Annotated in this window: 10 protein-coding genes and 1 pseudogene; 6 read left to right on the top strand and 5 right to left on the bottom strand. The window is 58.7% G+C overall.

The window, feature by feature from the left end:
- Window positions 1-63 precede the first annotated feature (63 nt).
- Window positions 64-1,257: a hypothetical protein gene (locus ACVVH8_RS23905; protein WP_475231226.1), complete on the top strand. Its 1,194-nt coding sequence runs from the start codon at window positions 64-66 to the stop codon at window positions 1,255-1,257.
- Here the strand turns inward: ACVVH8_RS23905 and ACVVH8_RS23900 are convergent.
- The 3 genes from ACVVH8_RS23900 to ACVVH8_RS23890 all read right to left on the bottom strand — a co-directional run bounded on the left by ACVVH8_RS23900 (window position 1,226) and on the right by ACVVH8_RS23890 (window position 10,479).
- Window positions 1,226-6,388, bottom strand: a complete 5,163-nt coding sequence (locus ACVVH8_RS23900; protein WP_475226695.1) for an NEL-type E3 ubiquitin ligase domain-containing protein — start codon at window positions 6,386-6,388, stop codon at window positions 1,226-1,228. The two genes, ACVVH8_RS23905 and ACVVH8_RS23900, sit on opposite strands and share 32 nt — an antisense overlap.
- 189 nt (window positions 6,389-6,577) lie before the next feature.
- Entirely contained in the window at window positions 6,578-9,724 is a 3,147-nt protein-coding gene (locus ACVVH8_RS23895; protein ID WP_475226693.1) for a transglycosylase domain-containing protein, read from the bottom strand.
- A gap of 296 nt (window positions 9,725-10,020) precedes the next feature.
- Window positions 10,021-10,479, bottom strand: coding sequence for an REP-associated tyrosine transposase (locus ACVVH8_RS23890; RefSeq protein WP_401298419.1), 459 nt, complete (start codon window positions 10,477-10,479; stop codon window positions 10,021-10,023).
- Between the two features lie 684 nt (window positions 10,480-11,163).
- Between ACVVH8_RS23890 and ACVVH8_RS23885 the strand changes: the two genes are divergently transcribed.
- The 3 genes and pseudogenes from ACVVH8_RS23885 to ACVVH8_RS23875 all read left to right on the top strand — a co-directional run.
- Window positions 11,164-12,582: an amino acid permease gene (locus tag ACVVH8_RS23885; RefSeq protein ID WP_213026485.1), complete on the top strand. Its 1,419-nt coding sequence runs from the start codon at window positions 11,164-11,166 to the stop codon at window positions 12,580-12,582.
- 399 nt (window positions 12,583-12,981) lie between these two features.
- Complete coding sequence (locus tag ACVVH8_RS23880; RefSeq protein ID WP_475226691.1) at window positions 12,982-16,581, top strand: hypothetical protein; 3,600 nt, start codon at window positions 12,982-12,984, stop codon at window positions 16,579-16,581.
- A gap of 23 nt (window positions 16,582-16,604) precedes the next feature.
- Window positions 16,605-16,844, top strand: a pseudogene (locus tag ACVVH8_RS23875) (glucosyltransferase domain-containing protein); the annotation flags it as partial.
- 16 nt (window positions 16,845-16,860) lie between these two features.
- On the opposite strand, the gene ACVVH8_RS23870 reads toward ACVVH8_RS23875, so the two are convergent.
- Window positions 16,861-18,480, bottom strand: a complete 1,620-nt coding sequence (locus ACVVH8_RS23870) for an FMN-binding glutamate synthase family protein (protein ID WP_103304593.1) — start codon at window positions 18,478-18,480, stop codon at window positions 16,861-16,863.
- Between the two features lie 133 nt (window positions 18,481-18,613).
- Window positions 18,614-19,414, bottom strand: coding sequence for a helix-turn-helix transcriptional regulator (locus ACVVH8_RS23865; RefSeq protein WP_475226688.1), 801 nt, complete (start codon window positions 19,412-19,414; stop codon window positions 18,614-18,616).
- A gap of 125 nt (window positions 19,415-19,539) precedes the next feature.
- Between ACVVH8_RS23865 and ACVVH8_RS23860 the strand changes: the two genes are divergently transcribed.
- Window positions 19,540-20,355: a carbon-nitrogen hydrolase family protein gene (locus ACVVH8_RS23860; RefSeq protein WP_475226686.1), complete on the top strand. Its 816-nt coding sequence runs from the start codon at window positions 19,540-19,542 to the stop codon at window positions 20,353-20,355.
- 186 nt (window positions 20,356-20,541) lie between these two features.
- On the top strand, window positions 20,542-21,867 hold the full coding sequence (locus tag ACVVH8_RS23855; RefSeq protein ID WP_475226684.1) for an APC family permease: 1,326 nt from the start codon (window positions 20,542-20,544) through the stop codon (window positions 21,865-21,867).
- Window positions 21,868-21,873 lie beyond the last annotated feature (6 nt).

Raw genomic sequence — 21,873 nt, 5'->3', positions numbered from 1 at the left:
CTTTTCTGGAGAACCAACGTGAATTTCATAAGCATTCGCCGGCCATGGAGCGGCTTGCTGCTGATGCTGTTTGCCGGTGCTGTACCGGCTGAAGTGCATAACATCGAAGCGACCTTCGAACCGGACTTTGCCAACCCGCAAAGAAATCAGTTCACGAACCGCACGCCGTCGGAAGGTTTCTGTCGACAAGCGCCCTGGGCGTGTGAGCCGTCAGGTTTGTTCAGCCTGGTCGCTCGGATTCCTTTCACGGCCAATGCGCCGATCCTGGCCAACCACAGCGATCCTCGCCAGGGCGGGATGGCCAGAATTCCCTCCGACTGGCGCGACGTTACCGTGACCCATGCGTCCGGCAATACGCAGATCCTCCAGTTGAGGATTGCCGGTATCGGTCATGAAACGCGATTGCCACAGACGATTGAAGAGTTGACCGGTGGTGGCGGCTGGGATGATCTGTGGGCGGGTGGTGCATGGATGTACGCTCCGCCGCCCTGTCAGGGCATCGGTACTTTTTCGGCTGGATCGTTCGGCTACAACAGCTTCTGGAAGGTGCCGACCGGGGCCGGCGCCTGCAGCAAACAGGCAAAGTTCGACATTCCGGCGTCCATGCGCTACGTATTTTTCGTCTACGCCTACGAATTGCGTACGCCCAATCCACTGCAAATGGATGCAGGCAACTACACCGGTTCAATCAGCTACACCGTTGGCCCCAACCAGGATTTCGACATGGGCGACGTGATGATTCCATCCGACTCGTTGCTGACTTTGAATTTCCTCCTCACGGTCACCCACACGCTGAAAGTCGACCTCCCCCCGGGTGGTAACCGTGTGGTGCTGGAACCCGTCGGTGGCTGGCATTCGTGGCTCGATCAGGGGCGCAAACCGGCACGGCTGATGCGTGATCAGACGTTTCACATTTCCGCTTCAAGCCGTTTCAAGATGAACCTGACGTGCGAGTACGCCAGCGACAACAATTGTGCACTGTGGGAACCCACCGCTGGCCACGCCGTGCCACTGGAAGTCAGTGTCACGTTACCCACCGGGCTGACCGACGCAGCGGGACGTCCGGTAAATCGCCGCCGACTGTTGCGCGACGGCAGTGGCAGCGAAATGTTCCAGCCGGGTTTCTACCTCGACCGCAAGCCCGGGATCCTGCATTTCGAGGTGGCCCGGGATGCGGTAGATGAAATGCTGCAGGAAGGCTACGCGCGCAGCTACTCAGGCAACGTCACGGTTGTCTGGGATTCGGAGTTGGGCTAGACGGTTTGGGTTTCTCCTCAAGACCGGCAGTCTGCAGCGCCTTGTGGGTCAGTTGTCTGGCCAGGTCATTGCGTGTGTACGCCAGGTCGCTCAACAGCCGGCTGTAGTAGGCATCGCTCATGACTTCGCCGCTGAAGATTTCAGCTTCGCGTGCGTTCAATTGTCTGGCCAGAGCCTCCATGCGGCGGGCCAGTGGATTCAGTCGCGTGGGGTCTTTGGTGTTGACCCACTGTGTCTGTAATTCACGCAACTCTTCCAGTCGCCGATGCTGTTCTTCGAACACCTGGTCATTGGCTTCAAATTGCGTGGGATGGGTTCTGCGCAAATGGCGCTCCCAGAAGCCGTCGACATACAAGTCGAGCATGCCGTTGGCCAGCCCCTCGCCACGTTCACGCTCGATGATCGTGTCGTAGGCCCGGTCGATCATGCCCTGGTCTACGCCTGAGCGCAGTTGATACATCATGCCGTCGGACTGCCATGGCAGGCCCAGACGCTCGGCCAGTCCCGTTTCGAAGGCCAGGTGCACTTCAAATTGATCCGGTGGCAGATTGACTGAAGGGTTGATCAGGTTCCGTTGTTGCTGGCGGCTGACTTCTTCGCGGGCGATATCACCCACTCTTTCCAGGCGCGCAGCACTGCGGGCCAGCCGCACCAGGTTATCGTCCAGTGTTCTGGCCGAGGTCCGCTCGGCGTAGGCTTTGGACACCAGCACCTTCAGCCCCATGGAGTTGAACAGTTGAGCGTTGCCGTCCTGGCAGGTTTCCGGCGCACGGGCCTGTTCGAACAATTGTTCACGCAGGTCGGTGTCAAGGGCGGCGGCCTCGATCAGTTCCCAGACGCGTCGGGTGAGTCTCTTGCGTGATCGCTCGGAGCGGTAATCCTCGCTCTCTCTTTGTTCGCGGATAATCCTGAACAAATCCTCGGAGCCGGGCTCGGCCATCACGTCCTGCCAGGATTCTTCGCGCTGTCGCCTGAGCGACTGTGATGCGCTGAACGTCGTTGGCTCATCCGATGACAGCCAATGGCTGACTTCGTTTTCCACCGCTGGGGAATACGCTTGCTGGCGGCTGAACCCCGCCGACTCGCGGTAGTTGCCGTAACGAATGCGGTCGGAGTCGGCCAGCCGCTGGGTATCGAAGCGTGCGCGGGAAAGGATGAAAGCTCCATCGGAGCCGGGCGTGACCTCAGGGACGGTGGTGATCGGGGATCGGCGCATGTCCAAGGCAAAACTGCGCGGGCGATGGCGCGGTGCATTGGCGACCCGGAACAGACCGCGCGGCCAGTCGCGGATATCGCTGTTGGCCAGACTCAATTCATTCAAGCGATACATGCGCCCGACGTCCGGCGCCTGACCCAACGGGTTGCCGGTCAAGCGCAGCGATTGCAGGCGGGTGAGGCCGCTCAGACGTGCGGCCGATTCGTCATTGAGCCTGATGCGGTTATCGGTCAGGTCGAGGGTCTGCAGATCACGCATTTCGCCGATGGCTGATGGCACGTTGTTCAGGCCGCACTGGCGGGCGCTCAACTGGCGCAGTTGCGGCAGGTCATTGAGCAATTGGCTGTCCGGGGAGAAGCGTCCATTGTCGATTTTCAGTGCGGTGATCTGATCGAGGTATTTTTTCATGCCGGGTTGCCGGCGCATTTCGTTCCACCAACGGTCGTGATCCGGGCGGGAAAGGTCGGAGGATAAATCCAGCGTGTAGCCTTGATCTGGATGCTGATCGCGCTCGGCGAACGCCTCGTTCTTGCGTTCAAAGCAATCGAGCAGGCGCTCCTCCAGGTGCAGTCCGCCAGTGCGCAGGAACTCGGCCGAAACGCCATGAATCGGTTCGCCGGCACTGTCCAGTCCCACCGGCTGACTGTTGCGCCAGCGTGCCAGTGTGCTGCGCAGTTCCTTGAGTTGGTCCTTGAGTTGTTGCAGCGCCGCTTCGGGATCCGGTTTGGCGCGCAAGGCTTCGGCAAAGTTGTTCACCTGACGCTCGTTCAGCTTTGGAAACAACTGTTTGATGCGCTCCTCGAAGGTTTTTTCGCCGAACGGCCATGGCCAGCCACGCACCAGCTCGACGGTTTCAATGCTCGCCACCGGGCGCACGGGCGGCTCGGCGAGGAGTACCCGACGTTCGGCCGGTGCCGCGGTTTTGTCCATGATCCAGAGTTTGAGCAAGCGTCCCTGACCTTTCTGATAACCGATCTGCTGACGCTTGTCCTCCGGCAGGGCCTGCAGCAGCGCTTCGTAAAAGTCGGCGGGGGCCTGCAGGGTACGGTTGTCGCCGTCGAGCACTTCGTAGCGGCCGTGTTCATCGCGGATCAGGCGTCTGACGCTGGCAGGTTCGTCCGGACCGACGCTGCAACGCAACGGGCCGTCGTAAGTGCCGTCACGCACTTCCAGGCGCATCTCGCCAAAACTGTCGCTAAAAGTGCGCAGGGTGTTGAGCGCAAGCCGTTCGGTGTCCGGCACCACCCGTTCGTCATGGTAGAAACCGTCGTAGGCGCGGGCCGTGGTGGCTTCGAAGTTGGCCTCGCGGGCCTGCGTCTTGATGCGCAGGGGCAGGCGGTTTTCGCTGACAATCCGCTCCAGCTCGGCCGGTCGGGCCTGGGCCAGTGTTTTTTCGGCGAGGCTCAGAGGCATGTCCGGGAAGGTCTGGGTCATGACCCGTACGTCGGCCTTGTTGGAGCGTTCCGTACCCTGATAAATGCGCGAAGCCAAATCACCCTGAAGGTCATCTACCGCATCGGCGAGCAGATTGCGCATGGCCTGGGGACGCTGTGCTGCCGGGACTTCACGACCGGCCAAGGCGCGCATTTCGCTGTCGGTGAGAAACACCGCCGCTCGCTCGGGCAGTCGGCCGGCGGTCAGATCCGGCAGGCCGATGCTCAGGGTATCGGCCTCGGTGGCGGCCGGATTGCCGTACTGGCGCGAGTGGCCGCTGAGGTCAGCGTTTTCACACACGCGCAATGCCCGCTCGGTTGGCCAGCCGGGCAGTCGGGTGATGATCGGTTCAAACCACACCGATTGCGCGTCGATCGGCCGCCCGGCGCGAATATCGGCGATGGTGGTGTCTGCATCGTCATAGGCCTTGTAACGCTTGATCGTGTCGGCCAGTACCGGTGGCGGCGGGCTGTTGTCGATGTGCATGCGTCGCAACTCTTCAGCGTCGGTGCCGCTGGCGACGCGGATCTGCTCCAGCTCCAGCGGCGAGAAGCGTTCGACGCTGTGGCCGAGCCGGCGCATCAGGGTCGGGCCTGACCAATCCTCGGGGTTTTCCGCTTCGTGCAGCCAGGCGCCGTGATCGTTGTGCTCAAGGGTCGGCTGATAGGCGTTGGCGCGTGAGGGGTGTTCGATGCGGTGGGTCTTGTGCGCCGGTTCGGTCGTGGCTTTCTGCACCTTGTACAGCTTGCCGTCGAGCGGCAGCAGCAGGTCGTTGCCATGACGGTGCAGGCCCAGTCGGTCGGGTTTCGAAGCCACCGACAGCGCCAGATTCTTCTGTTCGTAAGGGCCAAGATCCGGATGCCAGAGGCTGGCTTTGCCACTGGGCAAACGCACGGGTTTCATGTCGTCGACCAACTTGGAAAACTTGACGCGCAAGGTTGAGCCGATGGCGGTTCCGGCACTGAAGGCCGCCAGCTGAATCACGTCGGTGACCACGCTGATCACATGCTCGGCGGCTTCCTGCCCCAGTCCCTCGGCCAGATCGACAATGCCTTCGATGACGTCGCTGGTCAGTTGGTACACGGTGTAGGCCATCATCAACTCGCCGAGAAACGGCACGAACGGCGTGGCGATCAGCAGGGCGGCATTGAAAATGTCCGAGACGATTTTCTTGAAGTTGTCCCACCAGGCCCAGCGCGTGTTGCTGTCGGTGTCGGCAGTGGACACGGCGATCTCGCGGCCATCGTTGAGGATCTTGTTGAGCTTTTGCTGGTAGACGTGTCGCCAGTAATCGGCGGGCAGCGCGACGGTATCGATTTGCAGGCGTGGTCGCGGCACCGGCTCTTTGCGCCATGTCGGGCGTTGATCCGTCGGATCCCCGGGCGGATGCCATTGCAGCTTGAACAGGCGTTGCTCGAGGCTGGCGAAAAAATGCCCGCGCTGTTGTTGATCGACAAACTGGCTGAAGAATTGTCGATAGGTCATTTGTGAGGATGCAGCGAGTTTATCCTCACGCAACTGCCGCGCCAGTTCCTCGATAAACGCATCGACCGAGGCGTACTCCTTGAGCGGGTGGTCGGGGTCGTGGGGCAGGTACACGATCAACCGATTGATGCCACGGGTGTCGGGTCTGGCGGGGATCAGCAGGGTGATGCCGGTCAGGCGGTTGTCCATCATCGAAAGATCGCAGCACTGCATTCTGCGGCCATTGAGCACCAGCCGGGGTTTGTCCTTGGTCAATTCCAGCATCAGTTTGTAGACGTCGTACTGAATGTCGCCGGTGATCAACGCCAACTGTGCCGCCACCGTGAGTGCGTCTTTCTGGCTCTCGACGACTTTGTGCTTGAGCACCGCATCGGCGACGGCGTCGCCGGACAAAAGATAGCTTTCCAGATGTTTTTTGTACTGCGCGCCAATGTCCAGTTCCCGGCACAGCGTCTGGAACTCGCTGATGCTCAGATTGGCCAGCGTAAGCACCTCGAAGTGGCCCAGCGCATCGGGTTTGCTGATGAAAGCCGAGGCGGCATCGACCTGTTCGTCTTTGGCGAAATTGTGCAGTGCGGCATCCAGCAACGACACCGTGCGGGCCGTGGCACCCCCCGAGATGTCGATGGCCCACCAGGGTTTGTCCTTGGGCATGTACAAACGCAGCCAGGTGGTTTTGACGTCGATGTCGACGCCGCAGCGCTCCTTGAGTTTCGCTTGCAACAGCGGCGTGGCAAACGTGTAGATATCGAGTTTGGCCAGCAGTACGTCGACTTTGTTCTGCGAAGCCCAGGCCTTGAGATTGGCGGCTTTGAGTTTGTCGTGCTGGAGGGTGTGCGAGGTGGCGTACCACGCTTCGGGTTTCAGCGTCGCGGCACTGAGTGCCAGTCCTCGGTTGAGGGTGGCGGACTTGAACGTGCCGTGGAGCGTGTTTTTGATGAATTCGTGGTGCCGACCCTTGTGCAGATCGTCGGCGGAGGAGGGGGACGCAGGCATGGCAATCATCCTTGAGTGCTTGGTAGGGATGATCACCTTATCGGTGAAGGCTCAAAACAAAAGACTAAAAACCCACGTGTTTAAACCGGGGTTTTCGCGGCCGACCGGTCGAAAATTCGAATCGAAAAAAATAACTCTGTACCACCCGGTGCGCCGGGTTATCTCAACCTTCCTGACGCCGAACGCTGTTCAAAGACGCTCGACGGCAGGTGCTGTGACCAGGGTGACCTGGGTGTTTTCCGCAGGCCGGCATTGCGAGTCACTACCCGGTTGCAAGTACGGTGTGAGAATCGGTGCCATGCCCTTGAGCACCTGTACCGGCAGGGCTGAGGTGAATTTGAAGTTCTCCGCAGAACGCCCCGGAACGAACGCGGTGAGGGTGCCGAAATGGTGATCGCCGATGTAGAAAACGAAGGTCGCCGTGCGGTTGATCGACTTCGAGCTGAGGATCCTTCCGCCTGAGCCGATGGCCTCGATCCGGTTGTCGCCGGTACCGGTTTTGCCACCCATGGCCAGCGGGCTGCCATCAGCCAGTTTGAAACTGCCGGAAACACGTTTTGCCGTGCCTGCGTCCACCACCTGCGACAAGGCTTCACGCATGGCTGTCGCAACTTCCGACGGCATCACCCGTTTGCCGACATGCGGGTCATTGACCAGTCGGGTTTCATAGGGGGTTCCGGCGGCGAAGTGCAGGCTGTCGATGCGTAGGGTCGGCATGCGCACGCCGTCGTTGAGGATGGTGCCGATCAGCTCTGCCAGGGCGGCCGGGCGGTCGCCGGAGCTGCCGATGGCGGTTGCCAGCGACGGCACCAGATGATCGAACGGGTAACCGACTTTCTGCCAGCGCTGATGGATTTCCAGGAACGCTTCGATCTCGAGCATGGTGCGGATGCGGCTGTCGCGCGCGCCCTTGTGCTTGCTCTTGAACAGCCAGCTGTAAACTTCCTGACGCTCGAACTGGCTGGCCTTGACCATCTGGCTAAACGTCGCGTCGGGGTTGTTCAACAGGTAACCCATCAACCACAGATCGAGCGGGTGCACCTTGGCGATGAAGCCTTGATCCGGCAGGTCGTAACTGCCCGGGCCATAGGAATCGTAGAGCCTGATCAGGCGATCATCGGTGAGTTTCTCGGTGAGCTTGGCGCCCTTGAGGTGCGAGCGCACGAAGCTGTTGAAATCTTCCTGACTGGCGTTCGGCAACAGGTAACGGTGCACGGCGGCCATGCGGATCGGGGTCGGGCGCATGCTGTCGAGGAAGGTGTCGAGGCGCGCCTGGGTGTCCTTGTTTTTGTACTTTTTCCAGAACTTGAGCAGGAACGAAGTGCCTTCGCGGTCGGCGAAATTGGCCAGGTATTCCTGACGTCGCGGGTCGCGGTCGTCCTTGAGCAGTTCGGCGCTGCTGTTGGGACCGGAGTAGGTGACGTAGCGCACCACATCGCGCATCAGGCGAATGAACGGCAGGTTGATCGACTCACGCAAGGCATCACGCAGGGTCGGCATGCGGCCGTTGTCTTCCTTGCGAAAGTTGTGGAACACGTGCAGCCCGCCACCGGTGAAAAACGCCTCGCCGGGGCTGGCCGAGTATTTGCGATCGAGGGCGGCGCCGAGCATCTTCGACAGGTCGTGATCCTTGTTCTGGATCAGATAGTCGATGACCCATTGGCTGAGGCGATCCTGATCCGGCACTTCGACTTTCTTCAGTTCCGGCACGCTCATGGCGCCGTATTTGTCGTGCAGCTCGGCGATGATTTGCAGGTAGGTGGTGAGCACGCGCATCTTCGCCGTCGAGCCCAATTCGAGTTTGCTGCCCTCGTTGATGTCGAACGGCTGATCGGTGCTGTCGGTCTGCACCCGCACCCGCGAGCCGTCCGGGGTCAGTTCGAACAGGGTGAAGCTGTAGCGCACTTGAGTGGTGCTGGTGGGGGTCAACAGGCGTTCGCCGAGCAGGCCGATTTCGCCGGCGTAGGCCGGGTCGGCGAGTTTCTTCAGATAAGCGGTGGCCTGGGTTTGCAGGTCGCCCTGCAGGGTGCTGGTGGCCGAGAGGTCGAGACGGTCGAGATCGTACAGCGGACGATTGAGCATGCTCGCCAAACGGCTGCGGGCGACGCTGATGCCTTTGTTGGTTTCAATCGGCTGAATGGTCGGTTGGGTCTGCCAGTCGCGGTAGCTGACGGTGCTGGCCAGTGCCGCGTCGGCGAGGGCGCTGTCGATCACGCCGCTCTGCTTGAGCAGGCGCAAGTGGCTGTCGGTCAGGTCGGCGAGTTCTTCGTGGCCCTTGGTCAGGTAATGCGACGGGCGCCGCTGGGCAATCATCAGCGAGAGCATTTCACGCAAGGCCAGGCCTTTTTCGGCCATGGTTTTCGGGTCGGTCGCAGGGCTGTTCAACTGTTCGTTGGCCTTGTTGAAATCCGTGCCGTACCAGACCCGCAGCCCTTCGGCCATGCCGTGCACCTCGCCGTGGCCGGGCACGGCGGACAGCGGCACGCTGTTGAGGTAGTCGCGAATGATGTTCTGCCGCGCGCCGAGGGTTTCCGGGCCGGGCTGATAGGCGCGCACGCTGGCGGAAATCATCTGGCGAATCTTCTCGGCGCCGGACACCGTCAGACCATCGGGCGAATGCCGGTATTTCTCCAGTTGCGTCGCCAGGGTACTGCCCCCGGCAGATTGCCCGGGCAGGCGCAGCAACTTCGCCACCTGTGACCACGCGGCCATGCCGAACCGTGGCCAGTCCACGGCGGGGTTGGCCAGGGGTTGCTTGGGGTCGAGCAGGAAGCGGTTTTCAATGAACAGCAGACTGTTGACCACCACTGGTGGAATCGCCGCGAAGCTCGAATACAGTTGCTGCGGATAGTTGTACTTGTACAGCGGTGCGGCGCGGCAATCGGTGATCGACAGCCCGGCCTGGATTTTCTCGGAGTAGGGCACAAACAGGCCTTTGTCGGTGTAGCTCAGCAGCGCCGGTGAAAAACGCGTCTGCTCGGTGACGACATAGTTGCGCTTGAGCAGGCGCGGCAGAAATTCATCAAGGGAGCTGTAACCCAGCCGCAGGTCGAACGGACCGTTGCCCGGATAACGAATGGCTTCACTGGGGCCCGGCTCCAGTTTGTAGGTCAGCGAGGCGGCATATTGGCTGAGCTCCCGGGATTGAAAACGCGAGGTGCGCATTTCCTTGGAGGCAGCCAGCCCCACCACCACCGCGATAATCAGCAGCAACAACCAGAAAGCCTTCCACCCGTGCCGGCTGCGGCGGGGTTTTTCAGGGACAGGCGCTTGATCATCCACACGTTCAGTCGGAACCACGGCTTTACTCGAATCGGTCTGCCACAAAGCGCCCATAGTCGATTGATCCATTCACGCAGATTGATCGGACTTGTCTGAAGCTTAGACGGTGGTTGGCGCTGGTGAAAAAATTGTGAAGGGGTGGGGGGAGGGAATTTATTGGCTCAGCAGAATTACTATGGCGAGGGGATTTAGCGAAACGTCGCACCGCCCCGATGGGCTGCGAAGCAGCCCCAAAACCAGCCCCCCCATATATACAGTTACACCTACACCGCATTCTCAGGGCTTGGGCCTGCTGCGCAGGCCATCGGGGCGGTGCGACGTTTCGCTAAATCCCCTCGCCACATTCGGGTTCACAGCCAGCAGGCATCCCAGAGTGGATAGTCGCCTATCTTTTCTACCAGTCCGGCCCGTAGTGGGTTGGCAATGATGTAGCGGGCGAACGGTTTCAGGTCTTCTCCATCGCGGATGGCGCGGTCGTGAAACCCGGTTTGCCATAACGGCCCGCGTCTCCCGGTTTTTTTGTTAACAGCGTGAGTACAGCGAGCCTTGATCCCGCCAATGACAGCGCCAAGATCGTCGCTCTTCAACTGCATCAGCCAATGAAAATGGTCGGGCATTACAACCCAGGCAATAGACTCAGCCTGGCCTTTGTCGTGTGCCTGACGAAGTTGGTCGACAAGTAGACGGCCTGTTTGCCAATCGGAAAATATGGGCTGACGATTGTGGACTACAGCGGTGATGAAATAGGCGCGACCGACCTCGGAGCTTCGGCCCAGGCGCAGACGACAGGAATTTGGATAGGCAGACACTTTCACTTCCTTGTGGTTGATCTTTTTAGGTTAGTGCCGGGTTAGCCGAGTCGGATCTGTAACGCCTGAGTGAATTTTCTGATTTCTGTGAAGGACGGAGAGAGCGATTTAATTGGAGAGGAGATTGGTGTGCAGAGGAGGTATCTGTGGTGAGGGGGGGTATCTGTGGCGAGGGGATTTATCCCCGATGGGCTGCGCAGCAGCCCCAAAACCAGCCCCCCCCATATATACAGACACACCGCATTTTCAGGGTTTGAGCCTGCTGCGCAGGCCATCGGGGATAAATCCCCTCGCCACAGATAAAGCTTTGCCATCAATTGTCTTGGAGATGAGCAGGCCAGAGCCTTTGAGGGGATCAATTCGACCTAAGCACAAGCATGACGATGCACCAATGCTGTGCAATACTCGGCGCCTTTTTCGGCGGTGAAAATTCCTACGTAATGCAGGTAATGCCTCTCCGTAAACCGGGCTTTTGCCGAGAGTTGTCGCTGAATATTGTGTTTTATAGAGTGAAAATACCTGCCCAGCGCTTTTTATACTGCACGCCCCGCTGATCTTGCAGGTTTTGTCCTACAAGACGCGTTTGCCCACGAAGCAGGCGCGGTTTTCTACAAGCCAACGCCTATCGGTCGAGGCTTCGACACTCGGTGGTCCTATCCAATAACAAGACGAGGTTGCACCCCTATGCCAGTTGGCAATCACCTGCCCCACGGCGAAACCGCTCAAGGCGGTCCGCTCAAACGCGAACTCGGCGAACGGCATATTCGCCTGATGGCGCTCGGCGCCTGTATCGGCGTCGGCCTGTTTCTAGGTTCGGCCAAAGCCATCGAAATGGCCGGCCCGGCGATCATGCTTTCCTACATTCTTGGCGGTCTGGCGATCCTGGTGATCATGCGCGCCCTCGGCGAAATGGCCGTGCACAACCCGGTGGCCGGTTCGTTCAGCCGCTACGCGCAAGACTATCTCGGGCCTTTGGCGGGTTTCCTCACAGGCTGGAACTACTGGTTCCTGTGGCTGGTGACGTGCGTCGCGGAAATCACCGCCGTCGCCGTGTACATGGGCATCTGGTTCCCCGATGTGCCGCGCTGGATCTGGGCCCTCGCGGCGCTGGTCAGCATGGGCTCGATCAACCTGATCGCGGTGAAGGCCTTCGGTGAATTCGAATTCTGGTTCGCCCTGATCAAGATCGTCACCATCATCGCCATGGTGATCGGCGGCGTTGGCATCATCGCTTTCGGTTTCGGCAACGACGGCGTGGCCCTGGGAATTTCCAACCTGTGGGCGCACGGCGGTTTCATGCCTAACGGCGTGACCGGTGTGCTGATGTCGCTGCAAATGGTCATGTTCGCCTACCTCGGTGTCGAGATGATCGGCCTGACCGCCGGTGAAGCGAAGAACCCGCAGAAGACCATCCCTAACGCCATCGGCTCGGTGTTCTGGCGGATTCTGCTGTTCTACGTCGGTGCACTGTTCGTGATCCTGTCGATCTACCCATGGAATGAAATCGGCACGCAGGGCAGCCCGTTCGTGATGACCTTCGAACGTCTGGGCATCAAGACGGCGGCCGGCATCATCAACTTCGTGGTGATCACTGCGGCCCTGTCTTCCTGCAACGGCGGCATCTTCAGCACCGGGCGCATGCTCTACAGCCTGGCGCAGAACGGTCAGGCCCCGGCCGGTTTCGCCAAGACCTCCAACGGCGTGCCACGCCGGGCGTTGCTGCTGTCGATTTTTGCCTTGCTGATCGGCGTGTTGCTCAACTACCTGGTGCCGGAAAAAGTCTTCGTCTGGGTGACCTCGATTGCCACCTTCGGCGCGATCTGGACTTGGGTGATGATCCTGCTGGCGCAATTGAAATTCCGCAAAGGCCTGAGCGCCAGCGAGCGTGCGGGTCTGAAATACAAGATGTGGCTGTATCCGCTCAGTTCGTACTGTGCGCTGGCGTTTCTGGTGCTGGTGGTCGGCTTGATGGCGTACTTCCCGGACACGCGCATCGCGCTGTACGTAGGGCCGGTATTCCTGGTGCTGCTGACCGTGTTGTTTTACGTGTTCAAGTTGCAACCGACCCAAGTGACACAAGGTGCTGCGCGTTCGGCTTCGTAAGTTGTAAAGCGCGATAGGCGAAAACAAGAGATCGCCGCCTCCAGTAGTCCCTGAAAATTATTCAAGGTGCTACCGGGGGCGGCGATCTTTTTGCGTTTTACCGTCGGCATCCAGTCCCGTTCAGTAATGTCTTCATGCATCTTTTCGAAAAGCATGTCTGCCAATATCAATAGAAAACTCATGTTGTTCATTGAATAAGATGATGAGGGGTTTTGCACAGGTTTTAATTTGAATGAATACATAGCCAGTAATATGCAATTGGTAATGCGTGTGTGGGTTTATGTATGTAATGGCTTGTGTAGTATTTGAGGTCGTCAAATTTGCAATAGATATTGGCTTCTTGTTTTGCCGGTTTGGTTATTTACTTTTGATTCTCTTTAATTCGTCAAGGATGATCGAATGTCAGTATCTAATGGTTCCTCTGTCAATGCAGCTTCTACCTCTGATAATACTCAGGCTGGCAAAATTTCAACTCACCTGAAAGTCGATAATATCGTGCCGCACAAGTTTGGAAACTTCGGTGGTGCATTGTCCTGGCCGGTACCGCTCAGTGTCGCTGAACAGAAACTGGCACGGGCCCACATCAGTAAATATGTAGAGGGTGGTATCAAACCGGGGTTTGGGATACTGGATTATTTGAACAGCGACCAGCCGCTTTCAACTGAATCATTACAGGACCCGGCTGCGGCACTGGAAGCTCTTATCACCGGTGCTCGCGGCCAGGCATTGGGGCTGGTGGTACAGACACACCTGAACGGGATCTCTACCGATGTCAGCATCAGCGAATATGCATTGGCTGCCGTCCATTGGCTGCTGGATCCAGCGTCCATGGGAAATACTCTGCGCAACCAGGTTGCCGGATTCGATCTGGCCAGCGAGAGACACTGGGGAAAATGCGCGTCGGTGGTATTCGATGATCTGCGGGCGCACTTGATTGCAGAAAGCCTGATCAGTCCAGCAATGGCCGGGCTGGCGACGTACGCATTGTTGCTGAGAAAGGCTGCTGTTTTCCTGATCAAAGATATCCCCGACAGTGTGAAATATGGCACCACTGCCTGGTTTAACCTCGCGGTTGCTGCGGCGACAATCGACGCCCAATCACCGGGAAAGCTCGCGAATATGACGTTTGCCCAAGTCATGGTCAGTGCGCAAAGTGCCGCCCTGCTTGATCCGGTAGTTACCCGGCAAGCCCATGCATCAGCGTTGGTGGATTGGGGCGTCGTCAACGGTGTGCTGGAAAGGGCCGCTGATGAGCGGTACTCCAACGAAAAACTGGACTATGCGAAAACCGCATTCAATCAGCAACTCGCCGATCGTCTAGAGACGTCGACCCTGTTGAACAGTCAGATACCCAGTCGTAAAGAAATCGCCCTGGCCAAACTAAGAGAAAAGTTTGGCGATAACGTACCCTTTGAAGAGCGAGTCTTTGAACTCGCCGACCCTCTGCAAACCATCGCTTATTCGCTCTTTTTAGGTACGGGGCCCGTCAGTAAATATTCGCTGTTGGACATGGCCATGATCGGAGGTCCGCCTTATTACCAATGGAAAACCGACAATCCACGGCTAAAGCCGCTTATCGGTGCAGTCAATGCCACTCTCGAATTCGGCGTGCCCGACACCTTCAAGACCGAGTTCGGTAGTGCTGTCCGTAACCTCAAGAAAGTTGCCGATGGCAGCGTAAGGCATCTGATATCCCAGTTGCCATTGAAGGATAGAGAAAACCTGGAATACGGAAAGGTCGATTTCTATCAGCAAAAGACCTACCGGCTCAGTACGGGCTTTGTTGGTAAAAACCACCTGTCCACCAGCCCTGCACTGATTCTGCGAGTCGAGCGAGGCGTCGAGAAAAAACTCTCGATATATCGGATGGACTTAAGCCGCAGCATGATCGACAAAACCGATATCGACCCTGCAACAGCGCAAGACGAGTACGACCTGAACATTCCGAGTATCCAGTACACCACTGAGCCTTTTCATGTCGCCGAAACGACGGCAGCGGCGCAACTCAAGCAAAAACAATCACCGAACGAACTGCCCCCGCAAAGCTACCGAAGCAGGAGAACCACAGCGATTGCCAGCGCGTTTGTGGAGCATCTTGATCTCGACAGTAAGAACATCTTGAAGGCTGCCGAAGGCATGACCACAAAAGATCGCGAGGACGCAGCCGTGGAAGCCGCCAGGGATTTTGTGCTCAATCTGATTCCGTTCAAGTCCTCTATTACTAATTTTGTGAACGGTAACCATGTTGACGGCGCAGTGGATCTGTTCCTCGATCTATTGGGATTTGTCACCGCCGGTGCAGGTGCCGTGACGAAGTTGGCGCAGATCGGTGCCAAGACCGCTTTGGCTGTCGGCAAGGCACTGAAGGCGGCGAAGATAATCGGCGCAGTGATTATTGGTGAACTCAATCCGCTGAGTGGATTGGATGATTTGGCAGTGGGAGGAGCCCGACTGCTGGGCAGGGGGCTGAAGTTTACAGGCGCCAAAGGCCTGCAGCAGATCAACAAGTTGCGTGGCGCGGCGAGCAGCTACGACTTGTTGCAGGCCCTGAGTAAAGAACACGGGCCGACGCTGATCGGTACCTGGAAGTTGGGCGAGCAAAGTGTCGAAAGCCTGGGCGTGTTGAACAACGACAAGTGGTATCACTACAACCCTGTGAACAATCGGATTTATGGTACGCCCGGCGACTTCAGGCCAACACCTGGCCGCTTCGGACTTAATGGATTCGATAACAAGGAATTGAGTCGCCTGGCTGTCAAGTCAGCGCAAATCTCCGGTCTGCAAGCCAATGCCAAAGGTATTTTTCGAAGTGTCGACGGCCAGCGCTGCTTCATTCGCAATATCGATGCAACCGGCAAATCGAAGGTGTATCTGATCAGGGACGATTTCAACGTGAACCTTGATATCACGGATGTCGCCATCGTCCACCCCGCGACCAATCGCGTGCAGGGCACCAGGCTTCGCCAAGTGGCGCCGGATCAATGGCAATCGTTGTCCGTGAAAGGCGGTGACATCACCGACGGGGTTGATGGCGCGCATTCCAGTGCATTCCCGAGGCAGAGACCTGCCCCGGCCAAACCTGTTTATACCCCGCCACCCTTTAAGCGCGAGGGTTTGCCAAACGGTCTGGAGGAGCCCGCCATTCAAGTCGTGTTGCTCAAGGACGTCCGCCATTTGTCCTACGATTGGGGCAAGTTTCAATTTGTGCCTTACGCGACCACTCCGACCAATATCCACCAGGCGCTGTCGGGCGCGGAGTTTGCCAGGCTGCCGATTATCGGCGACCTGTTCAACGCCAAGCATTGGTCAAATCCAAGCAAGGTGGATCCGCAGCTCACAAACCGGGAAGGTGGCGGAGCGATGATTTTTTCCATGCAGCGAATGACGACCTCCGGTGCAGTGAAAACCGAGTTCAATGCCTTGAAGGTGGTGGAAGTGAAGGCCGGAGAGCGGCCTGGTCAACTCGACTCGGTCCATGCTTATTGGGCGCCTCAGGGCGGGTACGTGGATATACCTGTTCATCCAGGATGGGCAGAGCCTGATCACGTATTCACACCGAATTTCAGTGGGTGTTCATTCACGGTCGATCAGATGGGGGAGAAGACTTTGCGTGTGCGGCACGTTGAAGCGGGCATGGAAGCCGCTCAATACAACGACCTTCCCGTTCATGAGCATGGCTGGGGACAAAGTGCTGCCATGGAGTTTCCGGATTATGGTTTGCGAATGGATCGGAACGGCAATGCCGACATGATCCTGACCGGGTTTTCCTTCATGAAATATGACCGGACAGCGGGCCAGTGGACAATGCACTACCAGTCTCATCACGGTGGGCCAATGATTGATCGTTTCTCCAAAAACGATCCTGGCTGGTTTGACGAACCCACACGGATTGTCAAAGCGTTTACCGAAGCTCATATCGTGAAGACCGGGGCCAAACCGGTGAAAACGGTCGCCAGCGCCACGCAGCAAAGCGGCAGCCACGCGGCCATACCGGCCTGAGTTGTCAAACATAACAAGCCTAAGAACAGCTGCCGGTTCTGCGCTACCTGCTCAACATCGACTACTGCATGCTTGCCGAAAACCTGCCGAGTGCGGGCATTACCAACGTGGTCGCCGAACGCGAACGGCGCAACGCTGCTCGCGTGGGGTACATGGGTTATCCCGCTTTGGTCGACAGCCTGTATTACCGGATCTACCTGTTGGGCGATTACGCTTTCATCGTCATCAAAGAGCCGCCGCATGGCAGGCTGCTGCAATGGTAACGGGCTCAGCCTGTGGTTACGCTGCGACCACTTCCTGCGGCTCAAAACTGTCCGCCCGCGCCATCTGCCACATCCGCGAATAAAACTCGCCGTTCACTTCGCCAGTGAGCAGTTCGCCGGGTTTGAGGAACACATGCAACTGCGAGAACAATTTGATCTCGGTCGCGGACATGCGTCGTACCAGGTGCTTGGCCGACAATTGTGATGGATGTTCGAGCCCGGCTGCGGCGAGCATTTCCGCCAGCGCCTTCAACGTGTTGCGATGGAAGTTGAATACTCGTTGCGCCTTGTCCGGCACCACCAGCGCACGCTGGCGCAGGGCATCCTGAGTGGCGACCCCGGTCGGGCATTTGTTGGTGTGGCAGCTTTGCGACTGGATGCAGCCGATGGCGAACATGAAGCCGCGCGCCGAGTTGGCCCAGTCGGCGCCGATGGCCAGCACGCTGGCGATGTCGAACGCGCTGACGATCTTGCCGCTGGCGCCGAGTTTGATCTTGTCGCGCAGATTCAGGCCGACCAGCGTGTTGTGCACGAACAGCAGGCCTTCACGCATCGGCACGCCGATGTGGTCGGTGAATTCCACGGGCGCAGCGCCGGTGCCACCTTCCTTGCCATCGACGACAATGAAGTCCGGAAGGATGCCGGTTTCCAGCATGGCTTTGGCGATGCCCATGAATTCCCATGGGTGGCCGAGGCAGAATTTGAAACCCACCGGTTTGCCGCCGGACAGTTCACGCAGTTGCTGGATGAAATGCATCATCTCGATCGGCGTGGAAAAGGCGCTGTGGCGTGATGGCGACACACAGTCTTCACCCATCATGATGCCGCGGGTTTCGGCGATTTCCTTGGTGACCTTGTGCTTGGGCAGGATGCCGCCATGGCCGGGTTTGGCACCCTGGCTCATCTTGATTTCGATCATGCGCACTTGCGGATTCTGTGCCTGGGCGGCGAAGCGTTCCGGGTCGAAACGGCCGTCGCTGGTGCGGCAGCCAAAGTAGCCGCTGCCCAGCTCCCAGGTCAGGTCGCCGCCGTGCTCGCGGTGATAGGGGCTGATGCTGCCTTCGCCGGTGTCGTGGGCGAAGTTGCCGAGTTTCGCGCCCTGGTTCAGTGCGCGAATCGCGTTGGCGCTCAGCGAGCCGAAGCTCATCGCCGAGATGTTGAACACCGACGCCGAGTATGGCTGGCTGCACTGCGGGCCGCCGACGGTAACGCGAAAGCTGCTCGGGTCACTCAGCGGTGCCGGGCGCATCGAGTGGCCGATGAATTCGAAACCCGATTGATAGACATCGATCAGCGTGCCGAAGGGTTTGTCGGCGGTTTCGTTTTTTGCCCGCGAATACACCAGCGAGCGCTGGGCGCGAGAGAAGGGCAGGGCATCGCTGTCGGATTCGAGCAGGTACTGGCGAATCTCCGGGCGAATGCCTTCGACCAGGTAGCGGATGTTGCCGAGGATCGGGTAGTTGCGGCGCACCGCGTGCGGGCTCTGCAGCAGATCGAACAGGCCGATCAGGCTTAATACGCCAGTGACGGCAGTGAACGGCCACAGCCAGTCATGTTCGAGAAAAGGCAGGCTGGCGAGGGTGAAAATCACGCAGACGGCAAAGAAGGCGTAGCGGCTCAGAAGTGACAGGCTCATACGGTTTCCTTGGTTCGGACTCAATGGGTTGCAAGCCTATGGCAGCAGGCGGGCCTGTTGATGAGATCTATTGTGGTGAGGGGATTCATCCCCTCGCCACAGGGGATATCAAGCCACTGCGTGCGTTGGCTGTTCAGGCGTTCTGTGCCTGAAGAAATATCGAAAACAGCTCCGACTGGGATTTGATCCCCAGCTTGCTGTACATGTGTTTCTTATGGACTTTCACGGTTTCTACGGAGATTTCCAGCTTACGGGCGATTTCTTTACTGGAGCAACCGCTGAGCATCAAACGGCCGACGTCCAGTTCGCGGGCGGTCAGTTGCGCGCCCTTGAGTTGTTGCACCGAGGCTTCCAGTTGCACCCGCCAATCCACCGCTGCGGGTGAGGTGGCAAGGGCCACGGTTTCGTTGATCTCATAAGGCAGACGCTGGCGCAACAGGCCCAGCACCCATGACTGGATCAATGACAGCAAAGCGATCTGCTCGCCAGTGAAACGTTTTTTACTGCCCAGCGACAGGCACAACGTGCGCTCGCCTTCGAGCTGACAATTGAACTGGATTTCGTCGGCGACCACATTCAGACGAAAGTATCGCTGGTAATACTCGGTCAGCTCGAAATGCTCCGGCGCCACCTCCGAGAGGCGATACAAACCGGTGCGCGATTGCTCGCGGCAGGCGATGTAGAACGGGTCGAGCAGATACAGACCGCGCAGATAGTCCTGAAACAGTTGATCCGGACTGCCGTCCACGCCGGGGCATTCAGCGAACACCTGCGGGTGTTGATCGGCGCTGAACAACAGCGCAACCCAGCTATCGAACGCCACGTACTGGTCGAGCAAACGCACCAGTTGCGCCCAGAAATTAGGCTTGTCCAGCGCATCGATCAACTGCCCGACGGCGCGGTGCCAGGTGATGTCGTCAAACGAAAGTGTCATCGATCTACCCCTATCGGGTTACCCCGGCCGCGTGATTCCCAGGCCAGTTGCTTGCTGCGCATACTGGCTCACAGACAGCCACCGGGCAATCTTTCAGCGCCCGGCACTCAGAACAAGGATTACCGATGAAAGTCGAACTCGCGCAACTGGCGGGCCGTGACAATGGCACCGCCTACAACCTCGAACGGGCCATTGCCGCGATTGCCGCGTGTGCGGCCGACACGCAACTGATCGTGTTCCCGGAAACTCACCTGATGGGCTTCCCGACTGCCGCGACCGTTGCGCAAACATCCGAGCCAGTGGATGGCCCGACCGTGAACGCAGTGCTGGCCGCCGCCCGCGAACGCAACATGGCGGTGGTGATCGGCATGGCCGAGAACGACAACGGTCGCTTCTTCAACACCACACTGCTGATCACCCCCGAAGGCATTGCCTTGAAATATCGCAAGACGCATTTGTGGGCTTCCGATCGCGGTGTGTTCGAGGCGGGTGATCGCTATGCGACCTGCGTGTGGAACGGCGTGCGCATCGGTCTGCTGATCTGCTACGACATCGAGTTTCCGGAAACCGCCCGTGCCTTGGCGCAACTGGGCGCCGAGTTGCTGATCGTGACCAACGGCAACATGGACCCCTATGGCCCGACCCATCGCACCGCGATCATGGCGCGGGCTCAGGAAAATCAGGCGTTCGCGCTGATGGTCAACCGCGTGGACGCGGGGGATGACGGCTTGATGTTTGCCGGTGGCAGTGCGCTGGTTGATCCGCTGGGGGCGCTGTTGTTCGAGGCGGGGCGCGAAGAAGGGACGTTCAGCGTTGAGCTGGATTTCGCCCAATTGAAGATCGCGCGCAAGGATTACCGCTATCTGGATGATCAGCGCTTGAAGTTGCCGGGGGAGGTGGTGGAGCACGCTTGCGGGCGGCGCGAGTTGCTGATCCCTTGACCCGTTGTACCCGATCGTTCCCACGCTCTGCGTGGGAATGCAGCCCGGGACGCTCCGCGTCCCAAGAGCAGACGCAGAGCGTCCATTGAGGCATTCCCACGCAGAGCGTGGGAACGATCAGCCACACCCGAAACATTCGCCGAACTCGGCTCTGCCATAAAACCAATAATTCGGAGTAAGTCGCCCATGGCTCGTTTGCAACGCACCCTTTCGCTAGGGTCGGTGGTGCTGTTCGGCATCGCCTACATGACGCCGATCATTGTCCTCGGCACCTTCGGCATCCTCGCCCAATCCACCGCTGGCATGGTGCCCGCCGCTTATCTGGCCGCACTGATTGCGATGTTTTTCACCGCGATGAGTTACGGGCGTATGGCCGCTGCGTTCCCCGTCGCCGGCTCCGCCTACAGCTACGTACGCAAGGCGATCAGCCCGAAACTCGGGTTCATTGCCGGTTGGGCGGTGCTGCTCGACTATCTGTTCCTGCCGATGGCGATCTGGCTGATCGGCGCCGCGTACCTGGCCTCGGCCTTCCCGTCAATTGCGCAATGGATCTGGGTCCTTGGGTTCATCGGCATCACCAGTGCGATCAACATCATCGGCCTGAAACTGGCCAACGGCATCAACGCCTTGCTGATGCTTGTGCAGTTTCTTGTGCTGATCGCCTTCGTCGCGTTGTGCGTGCACTACATCGGAGGCGATGCGAGCACGCCGCTGTGGTCGATCAAACCGTTCTTCAATGGCGACATGCAGATGCCGCTGATCATGAGCGGTGCGGCCATCGCCTGTTATTCGTTTCTGGGTTTTGACGCGGTCAGCACGTTGACCGAAGAAACCCGCGATCCACGTCGAACCATTCCTCGGGCGATCATGTTGATCACCTTGATCGGCGGGCTGATTTTCGTCGGTGTTTCGTACTTCGTGCAGATCGCCCACCCGTCGTTCCAGTTCGACAGCGTCGACTCGGCGGCCTACGAAATTGCGCGCAACATTGGCGGCGACATGTTCGTCTCGATCTTCCTCATCGGCCTGATCGTCGGTCAGTTTGCTTCCGGGCTTTCGGCACAGGCCAGTGGCTCGCGACTGTTGTTCGCGATGGGCCGCGACGGCGTGCTGCCGAAGTCGTTCTTCGGCACCTTGCACGCGCGCTTCGGCACACCGGTCAACAGCATTCTGCTCTGCGCGGTCGTGGCATTGCTGGCGCTGAAACTCGACGTGACCACCTCGACCTCGTTCATCAATTTCGGCGCGTTCCTGGCGTTCAGCCTGGTGAACCTGTCGGTGATCTTTCATTACTGGATAGGCGGTGAAAAGAAGGGGCTGCGCGAGCTGGTGCTGTTCCTGATTTTCCCGTTCATCGGCCTGGTGGCGGATTTGTGGCTGATGGTCAGCCTCGATCACCTGGCGGTGTATCTGGGCCTGAGCTGGCTGGCAATCGGTGTGGTGTATCTCGCGGTGCTCACCGGTGGCTTCCGTCGCCAGCCGCCGGAGATGGATTTTCAGGAAGCCACCTGAGGCGTC

It is taken from the genome of Pseudomonas trutticola BRTCR10, from assembly GCF_056155105.1.
This window is presented reverse-complemented; position numbering and strand designations above follow the sequence as displayed.